Source organism: Streptomyces sp. NPDC086519, assembly GCF_040686075.1.
Lineage (GTDB): Bacteria > Actinomycetota > Actinomycetes > Streptomycetales > Streptomycetaceae > Streptomyces > Streptomyces shenzhenensis.
Genome location: NZ_JBFBJL010000009.1, coordinates 1 through 18,088, shown reverse-complemented (window position 1 = coordinate 18,088; position 18,088 = coordinate 1). Strand labels below are relative to the sequence as shown.

Sequence of the window (18,088 nt, the reverse complement as noted above, 5' to 3'; positions counted from 1 at the left end):
AAGAGTGGAACGCGCGCAGGAACGCACCGCCGGCGGTCCCGCCGAGCGGCCCGCCGCACCGGAGATCGACCTGGAACTCCTGGTCCACGGCGTCGGCGGCACCACACCCGGGAAGATGCTCGCCGATCCGCGCACGGTGCGGATCACCGGCGACGACACCGCCGCCGTCTTCCGGCGTGCCGAGGACGTCGACGCCGAGTCCCGGCCCGGCGACTACCGCGACCGGCCGGTCCCCGAGGCATACGTCTGGTGCAACCTCACCTCCGGCAACGCCTCCCGTGCGCTGTGGCTGCTGCTTCTGCCGTTCATGGTGGTCAACCTCGCCCACTGGATGCGCCCCGCCGCCGAGGACCGGCCGCGCACCGTGCGCTTCTACGGCCTGCTGGTCCGCCTCGCCGGGCTCACCCTGACCGTCCTGCTGGTCGCCGCCGCCTGCGAGGTCGCTCTGGACCTCACCGCCTGGCAGTGCGCGGGCGTCACCGCCTGCGCCGGCCGGCACTCCTGGCTCCGCTTCCTCTCACCCGTCGGCTCGGGCGGCGGGTGGTGGAGCGCCCCCGGACGCCGGCTCGCCCTGGCCGCCCTGGTGCCCACCGCCCTGACCGGCCTGCTCTGGTACCTCTCGCACCGCACCTGGAGCGCCTACGAGTCCGCCCGGCCCCTGGCCCACGACCCCGAGCCCGGCCACACCTCCCTCGGCAGTCCCGGCTTCTGGTACGGACGCCGGCTGGTCGCCCGGCTGCGAGCCGCCCACACCGCGGCGGGCCTGCTCACCGTCGCCGCCGCGGTCCTCGCACCGGCGGCCGCCTTCGACCGCCGGCCCGGCGGAGCCGCCGTACTGGACGTGACCGGGTGGCTGCTGACCGGTGCGCTGACCGCCGGGACGCTCGCCGTGGTGTGGGTGGTCTGCCGCCGGGGCCGCACCGAGAACCTCCTCGACCAGGAACTCGACCGGCATCTCGTCCGACGCCTGCCGCTCGGTGCGCTGGCCCTGCTCGTGCTGGCGGTGGGGTACGCCGGCTGGTCCCGTCCGGGGTGGCGTTCGCTCGGGCGGCTCGCCGGCGACACCACCTTCGGCGGTCTGGCCCTGGCCCAGGGCGGCCTGGTGATCGTCCTCGCGGTCGTCGCCCACGACCTGCACCACCGGCTGCCCGATCCGCGCGCCGCGATGCGCGGACTCGGCGGGCCCGCGGTGGCACTGCTCGCCTGCGCGCTGGGCGGGGTGATCTCGGGCGGGGTCGCCCAGCGGGTCTCCGACTGGCTGGACGGCACCGGTACCTCCATCGCCGGACCACCGGTACTGCTGACCTGGCAGGCCTCGGCGATCCCGCCGGTGCTCGTCGTGCTGCTCGCCGCGGTCGCCTGGCTGTCCTGGCGCACCTCCCGGCTCAGCCGCGCGGAACGCGCCGCCGTCGGCCTCGGCCACCCCGGGGAGCCGGAGGACGTGGCCCGCAGCCGCCGTATCGCCCGGGTCCGGGCCATGGCCCTCCTCACCGACCGGACGCCGCTCGTCGTCACCGTGCTGTGCGCCGCCACGCTGGTGCTGGGCGCCGGGGCGCTGGTGGGGGCGCTGGCCACCGGGAAGACGCCGGACACGGCGGCCGACCGCACGTACGCCCTGGTGCACGGCGCGGCCCAGACCTCGCAGGCGCTCGGCTCCTGGCTGGTCGGGCTCGGCTTCATACTCTTCGTCACCTGGGGCCGGCGCGCCTACAAGGACGCCTCCGCGCGGCGCACCATCGGCATCCTCTGGGACGTCGGCACCTTCTGGCCGCGCGCCGCCCACCCCTTCGCCCCGCCCTGCTACGCCGAGCGCGCGGTCCCCGACCTGACCTGGCGGATCGACACCTGGACCCGCCGCACCGGCGGCCGGCTGGTCATCTCCGGCCACTCCCAGGGCAGCGTCCTCGCGGCCGCGGCGGCCTGGCAGCTGACCCCCGCCGTCCGCAAGCGGGTCGCCCTGCTCACGTACGGCTCACCGCTGGAGCGGCTGTACGGCCGCTGGTTCCCGGCTCACTTCGGTCCCGCCGAACTCGGCTCCCTGCACCGCGAGGTCGCCTGCTGGCGCAACCTCTACCGCCTCACCGATCCCATCGGCGGCCCCGTGCGGATCCCCGACGGCGACGGCCCTGAGGTCGACCACCCGCCCCTGAAGGACCCGCTCGCCTACGGCCGCACCCCGGGTCACCCGCTCCCGGCCCCGATCCTGGGGCACTCCGACTACCAGGCGGACCCGGCCTTCGCCGCGGAACGCGAGCGGCTGCTGGCCCGGCTGCGCCCGGAGCTGCCCGGGCAGCGGCCCCAACCGGGCCGCTGATCAGGCGAGTTCGGGCAGGTCCTGCGGGTACAGCAGGCTGAGGTCGTCGGTGCTCGGGTCGGCGAGCTGGGCGACCCGGCTCGCGTGCCGCTCCACCATCGCCTCGAACGTCTGCCGGGCGGTACGGCCGTTGCCGAACGCGGGGCCCTTCGGGAGCACCGTGAAATACGTCAGCAGCGCCTCGGACGCACCCGGCGCCAGCCGGTACTCGTGTTCGTCGGCCTGCTGCTCCACGATCCGCAGCAGTTCGTCCGGGCCGTAGTCGCTGAAGGTGATGGTCCGGGAGAAACGCGACGCCACACCGGGGTTGACCGAGAGGAAGCGCTCCATCTCCTCCGTGTAGCCCGCGACGATCACCACCACGGCGTCCCGGTGGTCCTCCATCAGCTTCACCAGCGTGTCGATGGCCTCCTTGCCGAAGTCCCGCCCGGCGTCCTCCGGCGACAGCGCGTACGCCTCGTCGATGAACAGCACCCCGCCGTGCGCCCGCTGGAAGGCCTCCTGGGTGCGGATCGCCGTGGAACCGATGTGCTCGCCGACCAGGTCGACCCGGGACACCTCGACCAGATGGCCCTTCTCCAGCACCCCGAGAGAGGCGAGGATCTCGCCGTAGAGCCGGGCGACCGTCGTCTTGCCGGTGCCGGGGGAGCCCGTGAACACCAGGTGCCGCTTGACGGAGGCGGCCTTGAGACCGGCCTGCTGGCGGCGCCGGCCGACCTCGATCATGTCGGTCAGCGCACGCACCTCGCGCTTGACGCTGTCGAGGCCGACCAGGGCGTCGAGTTCGCCGAGTACCGCCTTGGAGTTCCGGGCCGGCTCCTCGGGCGCGGCGGGGGTCAGGAGCGGCTCCTGCTCGGCGCTGCGCTGGCCCGGGATCGCGCCCAGCAGGCCGGGGGACTGGTACGAGGTCTGTACGGCCGTCTCCCGCGCCGCGGGCGGCCGCAGGCTGCCGCTCTCGTCGCTGGTGCAGTCCTCCACCACCGGGCCGGTGCCCGAGCCCGCGTCCGGACCGCCGTCCGCGAACTCGTAACCCCCGCGCGCGCACCGCTCCGTGCGGCACTTGCGCAGCGTCGTACGGCAGCCGTCGATCACATGGAAGCCGTAGCCGCCGCTGCCGGTGACCCGGCAGTTCTCGAAGGTGCCCCGGCCGCCCGCCGACACATAGAAGCCCGCCTCGGCCGGGGCGTCGACCGTGCAGCGCTCGATGGTGGGGTCGGCGCCCTTGGTGACGATCACGCCGGTCTGGGTGCCGTCCACCGTGCAGTTGTTGAGGGTGCCGCCGCTGCCGTGGTCGCGGAACCAGGCGCCGGTGGCCGCGTCCCGGATCCGGCAGTCGTCGAGCTGCGCGGTGGCGCCGTCACTCACCGACACCGCCGTGTTGCGCACCTGGGAGAGATCGCTGTCGACCACGTCCGCGCGGGAGCCGCGGTCCAGTACGAACAGGGCGTCCGGCACGTCGTGCACCCGGCAGGAGTCCAGCACCGCGGTGGCGCCGTCGCTGACCCACACCGCCGGATAGTCGCCCGTGCTGTCGAAGATCTCGCACTGGTTGGCGTCCACCCGGGTGCCCGGGTCCCACACCGACAGGCCGTTGCGCCCGAACTGACGCACTGTCGTCCGGGTCAGCGTCAGCACCGACCGCGAGCGCAGATCGACCGCGTTCTCCGGGATGTCGTGGATACGGCAGTCCGCGAGGGTCAGCACCGCGTCGGTGTCCAGCGTGACCCCGTCGGCGGTGGTGCGGTGCACGTCGCAGTCGGTGAGATGCGCCGTCGCCCGCGCGGTGACCTGCACGCCGGAGCCGCGCACCTCGTAGATCTCGCACCCCACCGCTTCCAGCGCGGAGCCCTCCCCGGTCGCCGTCAGGCCCGTGCCCGAGGCGTGGTGCACCCGGCAGCGCTCAAGGCGCGGGTGGCCGCCGCCGCGCACCGCCACGCCAGCCTGACCGGCCGCCACGACCTCGCACTCCTCGAACACGCCGCCGCCGTCGTCCAGCACGGCGATACCGATGCCGGCCGGGTTGTCGACGGTGCACCGCCGCACGGTCGGCCGGGCTCCGCCGCGCACCTCGATGCCGGCGGCGGACCTGGTGACGATCCGTACGTCCAGCAGCTCGGGCGTGCCCTCCTCGACCAGCAGCGCGGGCGCGGCCGCGTCCTGGCCCTCGACAAGCAGGTCCTGGACGACCGCCGAGGCGCGCACGGTCAGCGGGACCCCGTCCACGGGGGCGATGCGCACCGAGCCAGGCGAGCCCTCCGGGCCGCGCAGCGTCACCGCGCGCTGGACGACGAGGTTCTCCCGGTAGGTGCCGGGCGCGACCGTGAGGACATCGCCGTCGGCGGCGGCCTCCAGGGCGGCGGCGAGCGAGGCGTACTCACCTGTGCGGCGCCGCCACCGCGATGTGCCGGTGTGCGTCACCTGGACCGTGCCCTGTGCCATGGCGTTGCTCTGCCCCCACCTCGTCGTACAGATCGCTGGCTTCGCCTTCGGGGCGGCACCGTGAACGGTGCCCGGCCCCTTGTGGTCCGCTCGCGCGCGGGTCGATGCCGAATGCGCTTCGGCCGGTCCACCGTAGCGTGCGCCGAGGTGGTGGAATGACCAGAGACGGAAAGCCCGTCAGCTGCCCGTGCCTGCCTTGCCCCAGTCCGGCCCTGCCCGGTCCCAGGCCTGGTCCCAACGTGCGTACCTGCGACGGACCATACGCCAGACGATCATCCGTCTGCCGCCCTCGACCAGCCCCGCGGTGAGCAGGGCCGCGCCGAACCCGGCCAGCACGGCGTGCGTCGTGGCCGTCGCGGAGTCCAGCGGGCGGGCTGTCATGACGCCGTGCCGGTCCGTCCAGACGTCGAAGTGGTCGCCCTTGTGCGGGGACTCGAGGGTGGTCAGGACCGGGCCGTGCCTGCGGGTACCGTCCGGTGCGGTCCAGTCGGCGAGGACGCGGCTGCGGTTGTCGTGGGCGCTGGTGGCGTCGGGGTCGGGCTCCACCAGGGCGCCGCCCAGCTTGCGCACCACCGTGGCCATGACGAGATGCCGGTCCTGGTGCTGCTGCCGGACCGCCCGCTGGAGGGTGCCCTGGGCGGCGGCGCCGACGAACGAGCCGAGTACCGGCGCGGCCACCACGGTCAGCACCAGCGCCACCAGGGCCACCCAGGCCTCGACCAGGTCGGTCGCGCGGCGCAGCGGATTGCGCCGCCACCGCCACAGGCCGCGGATCGCTCGCACCGACCACCACCCCCTTCCCGCTCCGTGATAACCCCCGCCCGGTCCGTTCACCCGAGCCCCCGGCCGAAGAGAGAGCGAAATCACCTCCGGCCGGAACTTTCATGAACTTCTCACGACCCCAACGACCGGGCCGGGGGCCGGGGTTCCCGCCGGGCGCCGGAGATCGTCCGCCGCGTGCGACGCTCAGAGCAGGACGGACGGGGCGACACCGCTGCGGACGGTGGCGGACGGCGGGACCGTCGCGGGAGTGCGGGTGGCTCGGCCCGGCCTCGTTCCGGCCACCGGAACCGCGGCCACCGGAACCGCGGCCGTTGATGCCGCTGGACCACGACATCGGGCGGTCACCGGTGTGGTGCGGCCAACGACATCGTGCGGTCACCGACATCGCGCGGCCAACGATGTGGTGCGGTCACCGACATCGTGCGGTCACCGACATCGTGCGGTCACCGCAGTGGTGCGGTCACCGACTTCCTGCGCCCCACGACATCGTGCGGTCACCGACTTCCTGCGCCCCAGGATCGTGCGGTCACTGACGCCCTTCGGTCCCCGGCACCGCCCGGCTCGCGGAACGTCAGTCGAGGATCCGGACCGGGTCCCCCACCCGGATCGTGCCGGGGGAGTGCGGCACCAGGTTCTGGCCGAAGACCAGCTGGTTGCCGAACCTGCGGTGCCGTGCCAGTGTCCGCAGCGGCTCTCGGCCGCGCTCGGCGGTGGCCTGGTCCGTCGTGGTCACGACGCACCGCCCGCACATCTTCGCGACCCGGAACTCGACCTCGCCGATGGCGATCCGTCGCCAGTCGTCCTCGGCCCAGGCCTGTGTGCCGCGCACGACCACGTTCGGCCGGAACCGGTTCATGGGCAGCGGACCCTCGTCGGCGTGCTCACCCTGCGCGATCAGGGAGTTGAGGGCGTCCAGCGAGGCCTGCGTGGTGACCAGCAGGGGAAAACCGTCGGCGAAGCTCACGGTCTCGCCCGGCAGCGCGTGGTCAGGGTCGATCGGGCGGCGGGTCGCGGGGGCGTCCATGCGGGCGAGCCGGACGTCGGCCTCCAGATACGCGCCGCACCACGCATGGGCCGCCTCCGCCGCGAGGACCGCCTCCACCTTCGTACCGAAGATGTCCACCGGCACCGTGCCCCCCGGCTCCGGGACCGGCACTGTCAGGGGTGTGCGCCCGGGCGCGGACAGACGTACGCCGCCGCCGGGCAGCAGCTCGGCAGCGGCGAGCGCGAGGCGCGGCTGCTCCCGCTGGGTGACGACCTTTCCCCCGTCGTCGATCAGAACCCAGCGTCGGTCGCCGGCCAGCCCCCAGGGCTCCACAACGGCCTCCCGGGGCGCGAAGCCCCGGAGCGCCTTGACCGGGTGAACGTGAATCGACTGCAGTTCGGCCTTCCCCATGACGCCATCGTGCCAGGCCGCACGGACATCCGGGGGGTCGCCGGTCAGTAGCCGCGGTACTGCTGCTGTTGCTGGTTGTTGTACGGGTCCTGGTACGGAGCCGCCGGCGCGGGGCGCGGGGCGGCCGGGCGCATCGCCTCGTAACCCGAGCCCCCCGTCATCGGACGGGGCGGCTGCGGCTGCTGGGCCGGGTAGCCGCGCGGTCCCGTCGCCTGCTGGGGGATGTAAGCCGTGGGCGCCTGCTGCAGCGGTGCTGGCTGCTGCATCTGCTGCGGGTAGCCGTAGCCCGGGGCCTGCTGGGAGGGGCCCGCGGGGAGGGCGGGCAGTGCCGACGGCAGCGCGGGCAGGTTGCTGAAGCTGCTGGGCGCGTCGTAGGCGGGAGGGACCCGGATCGGGGCGATCTGGGGGGTGCCGCGTTCGGCCACGAGCGAGTCGTAGATCGGGGTGTCCGGGAAGGAGGCGGAGTAGTAGCCGCCGCCATAGGTGGAGCGGGGGGAGGTCATGGCACATAAGTTAAGCCCACGATGTGCTGGTTGGGGAGACCGATAAGAGGGTTGTTTTTCGTGTCGGCAGTGACGCCGGATCATCAATCCGAGCGAACTCGGCAAAAAAGGACGACAATCAGCCTTCTGATCGTGTAAAGGCCGAGTTCCGAGCCGGTTACCGGCAGTTGGCCAGGGATCTTCCTGTGCCACTCATGGGAGATCCGCGGCGCCGGGAATAGGTTGGGGTACGGATGACGTGGGACCGCCGGGACGCGCCCGGCATGCCGACACGCGATGGGGGCGGACATGCCAATGCCGAAAGGATCGAATGCGCCGGTGCCGACGACGGCCCTGCGCGTCGAATTGGGTTGGCGCTCCGGTCCGGGCGCCCCCGACGCGGACGCCTCGGCGCTGCTGCTGGCCGCCGGGAAAGTGCGCTCCGACGGTGACTTCGTCTTCTACAACCAGCCGGCGCACGCCTCGGGCGCGGTCCGGCACGAGGGCAAGCGGCGCTCCGGCGACCTGGTCACCGACACCCTCTTCGTCGACCTCGCGCGCGTGGAGACCCCGATCGAGCGGATCGTCCTCGCGGCCTCGGCCGACGGCGGAACGTTCGGACAGGTCCCGGGCCTCTATATCGAGGTCCGCAACGCGGCGGACGCAAGTGTGGTCGCCCGGTTCGACAGCATGGGCGCCACGGTCGAAACCGCTTTCGTACTCGGTGAGTTGTACCGGCGTCAGGGCGGCTGGAAATTCCGTGCGGTCGGGCAGGGGTACAGCAGTGGGCTGGAAGGGCTCGCCACCGATTTCGGGATCACGGTGGACGAGCCGCAGCACCCGACGCGGCCCCCCGTGCCGCAGGCCGCTCCTTCGGTCCCGAATCCCGTAGCTCCTGCGGGCCCCGGTCCGGTCCCCCCGCCGCCGCCCGCCGCCCCGCCCTTCCCGCGGCATCCGGCGCCGGCCTCCGCCGGTCTGCCCGTTCCGCCGCCTGCGCCCACCGCGCCCGTCCGGCTGTCCAAGGTGACGCTCACCAAGGCGGCGCCCTCCGTCTCGCTGGCCAAACAGGGCGGCACCTCGGGCGCGCTGCGGGTCAACCTCAACTGGCAGGTCCGAAAGCAGCTCCTGGGCTGGGGCGGCCGGCACGGCGCAGCGGGCGACCTCGACCTCGACCTGTGCGCCCTGTACGAACTCGCCGACGGCCGCAAGGGCGTCGTCCAGGCGCTGGGCAACGCCTTCGGCTCCCTGAACCGGCCGCCGTACATCCACCTCGACGGCGACGACCGCACCGGCGCCGTGTCGAGCGGCGAGAACCTCACCGTCAACCTCGACCACAAACAGGACTTCCGGCGCATCCTGGTCTTCGTGACGATCTACCGGGGCGCCTCGTCCTTCGCCGACCTGCACGCCACGGTCACCCTCCGGCCCCAGCACGGCGCTGCGGTCGACTTCTCCCTGGACGAGTGCACGGTTCCCTCCACCGTGTGCGCGCTGGCCCTGCTCACCAACACCGGCGGCGACCTCGTCGTGCAGCGCGAGGCGCGCTACCTGGTTCCGGAGCGCGGGGTGAGCCCGCAGCGGACCGTCGACCGCGCCTATGGCTGGGGCATGAACTGGACGCCCGGCCGCAAATGACGCACGACGCGGTCAGCCTTCGTCGGCGACCGTGTCGGGACGCGTGTACGTGCGGCCCTTCCAGGCCGCGCCGCGCCCCCGGTAGTGCTGCACCGCGGAGTCGACCGTCATGAGGAGGTAGAGGAACGCGGTGAACGGCAGCAGCGGTGCGAGCCACAGCGGCTGCCGGTAATAGCGGAGCATCGGCAGGTACGTCGCGGTCATCACCAGCCAGGCCGCCGCGCCGAGGAGCACCGTCGGCGCGTCGCCGGTGACCAGGCCGGCCGGCACCGCCGCCGGCGGCACCAGGTACACCAGCGTCAGACCGGCGGCCGTACCGAGGAGCAGCAGCGGGTTGTGCCGCAGTTGCGCGTACGCGCTGCGGGAGACCATCCGCCACAGGTCGTGCAGGCGCGGATACGGGCGCACGCTGTCCACCCGGTCGGCGAGCCCCAGCCAGATGTGCCCGCCGCTGCCCTTCACCGCGCGGGCGAGCGCCACGTCGTCGATCACGGCGTGCCGGATGGCGTCCGGGATGCGCGCCTTCGCCGCGGTGTCGGCGCGCAGCAGGACACAGCCGCCCGCCGCTGCCGCCGTGCGCGAACCCTTCCGCCCGATCCGGCGGAACGGGTACAGCTGGGCGAAGAAGTAGACGAAGGCCGGCACCACGAGCCGTTCCCACAGACTCGCCACCCGCAGCCGGGCCATCTGCGAAACCACGTCGAAGCCGCCGGTGCGGGCGGCCGCGACCAGCAGCCGCAGGCTGTCAGGTTCGTGCGCGATGTCGGCGTCCGTCAGCAGCAGGTACTCGGGGCCACGCGCGCGTGCCAGCGCGATGCCGTGCCGCAGCGCCCACAGCTTGCCCGTCCAGCCCGACGGCGGCTCACCGGCGGGCGAGCTCACGGTCAGCGGCAGCCCGCCGTGGCGCGCGGCCAGCTCCCGGGCCAGCTCCCCCGTGCCGTCCGTACTGCCGTCGTCGACGAGGAACACCTCCGCCCGCCCCGGATAGTCCTGCGCCAGCAACGACGGCAGACTCAGGGGCAGGACGGCCGCCTCGTCCCGGGCCGGGACCACCACGCACACGTCCGGCCACTCCGCGGGCTCGCGCCGCGGCGGCAGCCTGACGTCGGTGCGCCAGAAGAAGCCCTGGCAGAGCAGCAGCCACAGCCAGGCGGCGAGGGATACGGCAGCGGTCCACGCGATGGCGCTCACCCGCGCAGTCTGCCCCATGGGGCCTGCTCCCAACGGCCCATCGTCTATCGTGGCCGGGTGAAGATCGCGCTCATCGACTCCGGCATCGGCCTGCTGGCGGCCACCGCAGCGGTACGGCGGCTGCGCCCCGACGCCGATCTCGTCCTCTCCTTCGACCCCGAGGGCATGCCCTGGGGACCGCGCACCCCCGAGGGTGTCACCGAGCGTGCCATGGCCGTCGCCGAGGCCGCCGCCGCCCGCCGGCCCGACGCGCTGATCATCGGCTGCAACACGGCGACCGTGCACTCCCTGACCGCGCTCCGCGCGCGTCTGGAACCCGGCATCCCGGTCATCGGCACGGTACCGGCGATCAAGCCGGCCGCCGCCGGCGGCGGCCCCGTCGCGATCTGGGCGACCCCCGCCACCACGGGCAGCGCCTACCAGCGGGGCCTCATCGAGGACTTCGCCGGCGGCGTGCCGGTCACCGAGGTGCCCTGCTGGGGGCTGGCCGAGGCCGTCGAACACGCCGACCAGGCCGCCATCGACGCCGCCGTGGCCGCGGCGGCCCTGCTCACGCCGGACGACGTGACGACCGTCGTCCTGGGCTGCACCCATTACGAACTCCTGGCCGAACGTATCCGCGCCGCGGTCCAGCGCCCCGGCGCCGCCCCCCTCGCCCTGCACGGCTCGGCGGGCGCGGTGGCCGCCCAGGCGCTGCGCCGGATCGGCGCGCAGCCGGCCCCCGGCGCACCGGCCACCGGCACGGTGACGGTGCTGCTCAACAGCCGGGAGGGCGAGCTGCCCGAGGCCGCGCTCAGTTACGCCGAGGCCCGCCTGCTCCGCGCGGCCAGTCCTGCCGCGTCCCAGTGACCCCGCGGGGGTCGGTCATACCGCCGATGTGAGCAGTCACCCTCCGCAACGCGGTACCCGCGCAGCGAAACCTGAGTAATCTCGTAGACATGAGGGACCAACCCCGCGACCTCTCTCCCGACAAGGACGCCTCGCACCCGGCTGTCTGGACCGGGCGCGCCACGAACCGGGTCCAGTGGCTGCTGGCGCTGGTCGGCGCGGCCTGCATGGCGCTCGGTATCGAACTGGCCGTGGACTCCGCCTGGTCATCGGGGGCCGCCCCGCTGGTGATGTCGGTCGTGGGCTGCATCGCGGCCGGACTGCTGGTCCTCTTCGGCACCCTCGCCTTCGTGCACGTCGACCTGAAGCTCGACGGGGAGTGCCTCGAAATCCGCTGCGGTCATATAGGAGTACCGCGCCGTCGTATTCCGCTCTCCCATGTGGTCGGCGCCGACTTCTCCCCGCAGATCACCCCGCGCCACTGGGGCGGCTGGGGCTACCGCTGGCGCCCCGAGAAGGGCACGGCCGTCGTCGTCCGCCGTGGCGAGGGCATCGTCCTGCGGCTGTGGGACGGCCACACCTTTACGATCACCGTGGACAACGCCGAGTCCGCCGTGCGTGTCATCAGGGAACGCCTGCGGACGATCACACCGGGTACGGCGCATTGACGCAGGCCGCACAGGGGGCTGGATCACACAGGGCTGGAGCACATGTGCCCGGGCCGCATGGGGCGGGGCCACATGTGCCAGGACCATACAGCCGTACGGCTCAACTGCCCGGTACCCCCGCTCCCCACGGATGTGCCGTCGCCAGGCCCGCGAGCAGGCCCGCGCCCGCCGGCACCGTCGTGAAGCTGAGCGCGTTGCCGACCGCGGCGATCGCGGCCAGGGCGGTGAGTGCCGCGCCCGCCGTGAGGGTGACCGGTGTGGCGCGGGGCGACCGCCACAGGGCGTAGAGGATCCAGCAGAACGCGGTGGCCAGCAGCAGGCCGCCGACCAGGCCCTGCTCGGCGGCCTGCTGGAGCGGTGCGGAGTGTGGTTTGCCGTCGGGCAGCAGGGCCTCGGGCGCGCTGCCGCTCAGCTCGCCGAGGCGCCCCGGGCCGACGCCCAGGGCGGTGTTCCGGCGCGCGAGGCGCAGGGCGTCCCGCCACAGCTGGACGCGGCGCTCGGGAAGGGGCCCCTCCAGGGCGGAGGCGAGCCCGGCGGGCAGGACGTTCGCGGCGACCGCCCACACCGTGCCGGTCACCAGCGTGGCCGCCAGCGCCAGCCCGGCGAGGCCCGGCCCCCGTCGTCGCATCCGGCCGGCGGCCAGGGAGCACAGCAGGACGACGGCACTGGCCGCGCAGCCGGCCGTCGAGCCCATGGCCGCCCCGGCCACCGCGATCCCGGCGGCCAGCATCCGCAGCCCGAACCGCAGCGCCGAAACCGGCGTCGCCCACGCGGCGCAGCACGCGGCGCCCGTCGCGAGGGCCAGCAGCGCCGCCACGGCACCCGTATGGCCGAGCGGGGTCGTGAACTGCGGGCCCGGAGCCACCCGGGGCATCGCCACCGCCAGCCCCAGCCCCGCCAGGGCGCCGGCACACGGCGCCGCCACCGGCAGCAGCGAGCCGGACATCCGGCCCGCGGCGTAGCCCGCGGCCACCGCGAGCACCGCCAGCAGCACACCCTCGGGCCGCGCGTCGCGTCCGATCGCCGAGACCAGCGGCCACCCGGCGCAGGCCCCGAGCACCACGACGCCCAGCGCGTCAGAAACGTTTCGTCTTTCGTGGTCCGTGTCCCTCTCGGCAGCGGACGTCATCCCGGTCGACCCCACCGTCGCCCCCCGTACCCCGGTCCCCCGACCTGTGGCGGGCCCCGCCGCCCGCCTCGGCACACCGTAACCGGGTGGTGCCCGTTTTGTGGATGACTTGCGCGGGAACGGTGTGATTCACGCATGCGGAGACCGCGCTGTCGGACGCAAGGTCAACCGCCGTACACTCCCGGAGTGACCGCCACCGCAACTTCCGTGGACCAGTCTGACCAGCTCACGTCGCGCCCCGCGCCCCGCGCACGCGGCCTCCGGCTGCTTCGCCGCCTGGTCCCGGCCGCCGCCTCCGCGCTCAGCGGAGTGCTGCTGTACATCAGCTTCCCGCCGCGCACCCTGTGGTGGCTGGCCCTGCCCGCCTTCGCCGGATTCGGATGGGTGCTGCGAGGCCGCTCCTGGAAGGCGGCCCTCGGGCTCGGCTATGTCTTCGGGCTCGGCTTCCTGCTGCCGCTGCTGGTGTGGACGGGCGTGGAGGTCGGCCCCGGCCCGTGGCTGGCGCTGGTGGCGATCGAAGCGATCTTCATCGCCCTGGTCGGGGTGGGCGTGGCCGCCGTCTCCAAGTTGCCGGCCTGGCCGGTGTGGGCGGCCGCCCTGTGGATCGCGGGCGAGGCGGCACGCGCGCGCGTGCCCTTCCGCGGCTTCCCCTGGGGCAAGATCGCCTTCGGGCAGGCGGACGGCGTCTTCCTGCCGCTCGCCGCGGTGGGCGGCACCCCGGTGCTCGGTTTCGCCGTCGTCCTGTGCGGGTTCGGTCTGTACGAGGTGGGGCGACTGGCCGTCGAGGGCCGGCGGACCCATGAGATCCGGCGCGGAGCCGCGGCCGCGGCCCTGCTGAGCGTGGCCGTGCCCGTGGTGGGCGCGGTCGCCGCGCGGACGCTGGTCAGTGACAAGGCCGAGAAGGGCTCGGTCACCGTCGCGCTCATCCAGGGCAACGTGCCGCGCGCGGGCCTGGACTTCGCCTCCCAGCGGCAGGCGGTTCTCGACTACCACGTGAAGGAGACGCTCAAGCTGGCCGCCGATGTCAAGGCGGGCAAGGTCGCCAAGCCCGACTTCGTGCTGTGGCCGGAGAACTCCTCCGACGTCGATCCGTTCGCCGACGCCGACGCGGCCGCCGTGATCGACGAGGCCGCCAAGGCGATGGGAGTGCCCATCTCGGTCGGCGGGGTCGTCGAGCGGGGCGGCAAGCTGCTCAACGAGCAGATCCTGTGGGACCCGGTCAAGGGCCCGACCGCGACGTACGACAAGCGGCAGATCCAGCCCTTCGGCGAGTACCTCCCGCTGCGCGGTCTGGTCGGCGCCGTCAACAAGGACTGGACCAGCATGGTCCGCCAGGACTTCAGCCGGGGCACCAAGCCCGGTGTGTTCGACATCGACGGTGCCGAGGTGGGCCTCGCCACCTGCTACGAGGCCGCCTTCGACTGGGACGTGCGGGACACCGTCACGCACGGCGCCGAGATGATCTCCGTGCCGAGCAACAACGCCACCTTCGACCGCAGCGAGATGACCTACCAGCAGCTCGCCATGTCCCGGATCCGCGCGGTCGAGCACAGCCGGACCGTCACCGTGCCGGTGACCAGCGGCGTCAGCGCGGTCATCATGCCGGACGGGAAGATCACCCAGAAGACCGGCATGTTCGTGCCCGCCTACCTGGTCCAGAAGGTGCCGCTGCGCACCTCCGAGACGCCCGCGACCCGTCTTGGCATCCTGCCGGAGATCGCGTTGGTGCTGGTCGCGGCGGGTGGGGTCGGCTGGGCGATCGGCGCCGGGATGCGCGGCCGGCGCGCCGGTGACGCGTAGCCGTACACCCGCTGTGCGCCCCGTGGTTCCGGCCGGGTGCGAGGAACCCGGCGGTTAGGGTCGGCTCATGGCTACTCCTGACTTCATCCGCACGATCCGGGCCGGCGCGGGCCACCAACTGCTCTGGCTGCCCGGGATCACCGCCATCGTCTTCGACGACGACGGCAGAGTGCTGCTGGGCCGCCGTACCGACACCCGCAGGTGGTCGGTCATCGGCGGCATACCGGAGCCGGGGGAGCAGCCCGCGGCCTGCGCCGTACGGGAGGTCTTCGAGGAGACGGCGGTGCGCTGTGTCGCCGAGCGGGTGGTCCTCGTCCAGGCGCTGGAGCCCGTCACCTACCCGAACGCGGACGTCTGCCAGTTCATGGACATCACCTTCCGCTGCCGGGCTGTCGGCGGCGAGGCCCGGGTGAACGACGACGAGTCGCTGGACGTGGCCTGGTTCGACGTGGACGCCCTGCCGGAGCTGGACGAGTTCGGGGTGTTCCGGATCAAGCAAGCCATGTCGGATGCACCCACATGGTTCGACGCTACGGCTTTCAGCTGAAGTATGTGTGCTGACGCTATGGGGGAGGAGGTGGGTGCCCCCTAGGGTCGCCCCATGAGCTCGCCCAGTACCCGCCTCGCCCCCGCCCTTGACCTGCACGGCCGCACCGCCCTCGTCACCGGTGCCGCCGGAGGCATCGGCCGCGCCTGCACCCTGCGTCTCGCGGCGGCCGGTGCCCGGGTCAGAGCCGTCGACCGGGACGAGGCAGGGCTGGCCGAACTGGTGGACCTCGCCGGGCGGACCCCGGGCCCGGCGGGCGGCGGCGCCGTCGAACCGTACGTCCTCGACCTCACCGACCTGGACGCGGCCGAACGCGCCGCCGTCGGCACCGACGTCCTCGTCAACAACGCGGGCCTCCAGCTGGTGCGCCCCATCGAGGAGTTCCCGCCGGACGTCTTCCACACCGTACTGACCGTGATGCTGGAGGCACCGTTCCGGCTCATCCGGGGCGCGCTCCCGCACATGTACCGGCAGGGCTGGGGGCGGATCGTGAACGTGTCCTCCGTCCACGGGCTGCGCGCCTCCGCCTACAAATCCGCCTATGTGGCCGCCAAACACGGTCTGGAAGGGCTGTCGAAGACGGCCGCTCTGGAGGGCGCGCCCCATGGGGTGACCTCGAACTGTGTGAACCCGGGCTATGTGCGCACCCCACTGGTCGAGAAACAGCTCGCCGACCAGGCCCGCGCGCACGGCATCCCCGAGGAGCGGGTGCTGTCCGAGGTGCTCCTGACCGACAGCGCCGTCAAACGGCTCGTCGAACCGGAGGAGGTCGCCGAGGCGGTGGCCTACCTCTGCGCCCCCCAGGCGTCCTTCGTCACGGGCACCTCTCTGGTGCTCGACGGCGGCTGGACGGCCCACTGACGGACCGGGCACCCGTCGGCCCCCGAGTTTTCCACAGGCCCGACGGGCCGGAGCGGCGATGCGGAATCCTGTGACCATGTCTCGCGATCACGTGCAGTCCGTCGGGCGGCCGGCCCCGGCTCCGGCCCCGGCTTCCGGCGCCCTCGACCTGGGCGCCGAAGTGCCGGGGGGCGCCGAGCCGGCGTACCTCGAACTGCTGGCCAGAGGCGCCCCGGCGGAGGCGTACGAGCAGCCGGTGCTGCTCGCCCGTGCCGAGAACCGGCCGCCGGAGCGGATCGCCGCCCTGGAGCGGGCCAAACTCCTCGCGCTGCGGGTGCGCACCGAGCTGGAGGGCAGACGCCGGCGTGAGGCCGAGCTGTCCGCCCTGTTCGAGACCGCCCATGACCTGGCAGGACTGCGGGACGTGGACGCCGTGCTCCAGGCCATCGTCCAGCGCGCCCGTTCCCTGCTCGGCACGGACGTCGCCTACCTGAGCCTGAACGACCCGGCGCGCGGCGACACCTACATGAGGGTCACCGAGGGCTCGGTCGCGGCCCGCTTCCAGCAGCTGCGGCTCGGCATGGGGGAAGGGCTCGGCGGACTTGTCGCACTGACCGCGCGCCCGTACGTCACCGACGACTACTTCAAGGACGACCGCTTCGAGCACACGCTCACCATCGACGCCGGGGTGCGCGACGAGGGCCTGGTCGCCATCCTCGGCGTCCCGCTCATGCTCGGGCCGCACGTCATCGGGGTGCTGTTCGCGGCGGACCGGCGGGCACGCGTCTTCGAGCGGGAGCAGATCGCGCTGCTCGGTTCCTTCGCCGCGCTCGCCGCGGCCGCCATCGACACGGCGAACCTGCTCACCGAGACCCGCTCGGCCATGACCGGCCTGGAGCGGGCCAACGAGATCATCAAAGCCCACAGCGCGGTCATCGAACGTGCCTCGGAGATCCACGACCGGCTCGCCGAACTCGTGCTGCGCGGCGGCCAGGTCCATGACGTGGCCGCCGCCGTCTCCGAAGTCCTCGGCGGCACGGTCGAGTTCACCGACACCGCCGACCCCCGGCCGCTGGAGACATCGCGCACGGAGGGGCACGCGGTACGGCACGGCGACGACTGGATCGCCGCGGTCGCCGCGGGCGGCGAACTCCTCGGCGCGCTGGTGCTGCGCGGCCACCCCGGCCTCGACCCCGTCGACCAGCGCACCCTGGAGCGGGCCGCGATGGTCACCTCACTGCTCCTGCTCGCCCGCCGCTCCGCCGCCGAGGCCGAACAGCGGGTGCGCGGCGAGCTGTTGGACGACCTGCTCGACGCCCGTGATCGCGAGCCACGCCAACTGAGCGACCGCGCCGCCCGGTTGCATGCCGACCTCGACGCCACCCACGTCGTGCTCGCCGCCCGCCTGGACGGCCCGGCGGCGGACGCCGAGGAGGCGGCGGCAGCACGCCGCCGGCTGTGGTCGGCCGCATCCCACCTCGCCACCACCCGGCACGGCCTGGCAGCGGCCCGCGACGGCGGTACCGTCCTGCTGCTGCCCCTCGGCCCCGGCGGCACCGCGACCGACCTGGCCCGGCGCACCGCCCGGCACCTCGGCACCGCCGTCCACCAGCCGGTGACCGTCGGCGCCTCCGCCCCCGTCGCCGACCTCGCCACCGGCCCCGACACCGTGGCCGTCGCGTACGCCGAGGCCCGCCGCTGCCTCGACGCGCTGGACCTCCTCGGCCGGGGCGGAGACGGTGCCGCCGCCGAGGACTTCGGCTTCCTCGGTCTGCTCCTCGCCGGTGAACGGGACGTCGCCGCGTTCGTCACCCGCACCATCGGCCCGGTCGTCGCGTACGACACACGGCGCGGCACGGAGCTGCTGCGCACCCTCGACGCGTACTTCGCCTGCGGGATGAGTCCGGCCCGTACGAAGGACGAACTCCACGTCCACGTCATGGGGCCGGGCAGTCTGTTCGCCGCCTTCGTGGGCGAGCGCGTGGACGGCCACGACTTCGCCGCCCAGGTCGTCGGACAGGGCGCGGTCGCCGTAC

14 protein-coding genes are annotated in these 18,088 nt (G+C 73.5%); 8 read left to right on the top strand and 6 right to left on the bottom strand.

The window, feature by feature from the left end:
- Window positions 1-4: 4 nt before the first annotated feature.
- A complete protein-coding gene (locus AB0P24_RS11155; protein ID WP_365792504.1) occupies window positions 5-2,314 on the top strand; it encodes a hypothetical protein in 2,310 nt (769 codons plus the stop codon).
- On the opposite strand, the gene AB0P24_RS11150 is transcribed toward AB0P24_RS11155, so the two are convergent.
- From AB0P24_RS11150 to AB0P24_RS11135, 4 genes are all read right to left on the bottom strand, one after another.
- The gene (locus AB0P24_RS11150) at window positions 2,315-4,753 is read right to left on the bottom strand and encodes a right-handed parallel beta-helix repeat-containing protein (RefSeq protein WP_365792502.1); all 2,439 of its coding nucleotides are present in this window, start codon (window positions 4,751-4,753) and stop codon (window positions 2,315-2,317) included.
- Window positions 4,754-4,930: 177 nt separating this feature from the next.
- On the bottom strand, window positions 4,931-5,536 hold the full coding sequence (locus AB0P24_RS11145; RefSeq protein ID WP_365792500.1) for a hypothetical protein: 606 nt from the start codon (window positions 5,534-5,536) through the stop codon (window positions 4,931-4,933).
- 571 nt (window positions 5,537-6,107) lie between these two features.
- Window positions 6,108-6,932: an MOSC N-terminal beta barrel domain-containing protein gene (locus AB0P24_RS11140; protein ID WP_365792498.1), complete on the bottom strand. Its 825-nt coding sequence runs from the start codon at window positions 6,930-6,932 to the stop codon at window positions 6,108-6,110.
- A gap of 44 nt (window positions 6,933-6,976) precedes the next feature.
- Window positions 6,977-7,435: a DUF6643 family protein gene (locus AB0P24_RS11135; RefSeq protein ID WP_365792496.1), complete on the bottom strand. Its 459-nt coding sequence runs from the start codon at window positions 7,433-7,435 to the stop codon at window positions 6,977-6,979.
- 276 nt (window positions 7,436-7,711) lie between these two features.
- Here AB0P24_RS11135 and AB0P24_RS11130 point away from each other — a divergent pair, with 276 nt between their 5' ends.
- Window positions 7,712-9,049, top strand: coding sequence for a TerD family protein (locus AB0P24_RS11130; protein ID WP_365792494.1), 1,338 nt, complete (start codon window positions 7,712-7,714; stop codon window positions 9,047-9,049).
- A 12-nt stretch (window positions 9,050-9,061) separates the two neighbouring features.
- Here AB0P24_RS11130 and AB0P24_RS11125 read toward each other — a convergent pair whose 3' ends face one another.
- Window positions 9,062-10,258 (bottom strand): glycosyltransferase, encoded by a 1,197-nt coding sequence (locus AB0P24_RS11125; RefSeq protein ID WP_365792492.1) that lies wholly within the window; start codon window positions 10,256-10,258, stop codon window positions 9,062-9,064.
- A gap of 39 nt (window positions 10,259-10,297) precedes the next feature.
- On the opposite strand from AB0P24_RS11125, the gene AB0P24_RS11120 reads away from it, so the two are divergent.
- Both AB0P24_RS11120 and AB0P24_RS11115 read left to right on the top strand, forming a co-directional pair.
- A complete protein-coding gene (locus AB0P24_RS11120; RefSeq protein WP_365792490.1) occupies window positions 10,298-11,089 on the top strand; it encodes an aspartate/glutamate racemase family protein in 792 nt (263 codons plus the stop codon).
- A gap of 89 nt (window positions 11,090-11,178) precedes the next feature.
- Window positions 11,179-11,736, top strand: coding sequence for a hypothetical protein (locus tag AB0P24_RS11115; protein ID WP_365792488.1), 558 nt, complete (start codon window positions 11,179-11,181; stop codon window positions 11,734-11,736).
- Between the two features lie 100 nt (window positions 11,737-11,836).
- On the opposite strand, the gene AB0P24_RS11110 is transcribed toward AB0P24_RS11115, so the two are convergent.
- Complete coding sequence (locus tag AB0P24_RS11110) at window positions 11,837-12,865, bottom strand: O-antigen ligase family protein (RefSeq protein WP_365792486.1); 1,029 nt, start codon at window positions 12,863-12,865, stop codon at window positions 11,837-11,839.
- Between the two features lie 186 nt (window positions 12,866-13,051).
- Between AB0P24_RS11110 and lnt the strand changes: the two genes are divergently transcribed.
- From lnt to AB0P24_RS11090, 4 genes are all read left to right on the top strand, one after another.
- Window positions 13,052-14,665, top strand: coding sequence for an apolipoprotein N-acyltransferase (lnt, locus tag AB0P24_RS11105; protein ID WP_365792484.1), 1,614 nt, complete (start codon window positions 13,052-13,054; stop codon window positions 14,663-14,665).
- Window positions 14,666-14,732: 67 nt separating this feature from the next.
- Window positions 14,733-15,212 (top strand): NUDIX domain-containing protein, encoded by a 480-nt coding sequence (locus AB0P24_RS11100; protein WP_365792482.1) that lies wholly within the window; start codon window positions 14,733-14,735, stop codon window positions 15,210-15,212.
- A gap of 54 nt (window positions 15,213-15,266) precedes the next feature.
- Window positions 15,267-16,073, top strand: coding sequence for a 3-hydroxybutyrate dehydrogenase (locus tag AB0P24_RS11095; RefSeq protein ID WP_365792480.1), 807 nt, complete (start codon window positions 15,267-15,269; stop codon window positions 16,071-16,073).
- Window positions 16,074-16,149: 76 nt separating this feature from the next.
- Window positions 16,150-18,088, top strand: a 1,939-nt coding sequence (locus AB0P24_RS11090) for a GAF domain-containing protein (RefSeq protein ID WP_365792478.1), incomplete at its 3' end; no start/stop codon positions are given.

What these genes read in the sequence shown, in the direction of transcription:
- AB0P24_RS11135 (WP_365792496.1), bottom strand. Translation starts at nt 7,435, where the DNA reads ATGACCTCCCCCCGCTCCACCTATGGCGGCGGCTACTACTCCGCCTCC.
- AB0P24_RS11130 (WP_365792494.1), top strand. Translation starts at nt 7,712, where the DNA reads ATGGGGGCGGACATGCCAATGCCGAAAGGATCGAATGCGCCGGTGCCG.
- AB0P24_RS11140 (WP_365792498.1), bottom strand. Translation starts at nt 6,932, where the DNA reads ATGGGGAAGGCCGAACTGCAGTCGATTCACGTTCACCCGGTCAAGGCG.
- AB0P24_RS11125 (WP_365792492.1), bottom strand. Translation starts at nt 10,258, where the DNA reads ATGGGGCAGACTGCGCGGGTGAGCGCCATCGCGTGGACCGCTGCCGTA.
- AB0P24_RS11100 (WP_365792482.1), top strand. Translation starts at nt 14,733, where the DNA reads ATGGCTACTCCTGACTTCATCCGCACGATCCGGGCCGGCGCGGGCCAC.
- AB0P24_RS11110 (WP_365792486.1), bottom strand. Translation starts at nt 12,865, where the DNA reads ATGACGTCCGCTGCCGAGAGGGACACGGACCACGAAAGACGAAACGTT.
- AB0P24_RS11150 (WP_365792502.1), bottom strand. Translation starts at nt 4,753, where the DNA reads ATGGCACAGGGCACGGTCCAGGTGACGCACACCGGCACATCGCGGTGG.
- AB0P24_RS11095 (WP_365792480.1), top strand. Translation starts at nt 15,267, where the DNA reads ATGAGCTCGCCCAGTACCCGCCTCGCCCCCGCCCTTGACCTGCACGGC.
- AB0P24_RS11115 (WP_365792488.1), top strand. Translation starts at nt 11,179, where the DNA reads ATGAGGGACCAACCCCGCGACCTCTCTCCCGACAAGGACGCCTCGCAC.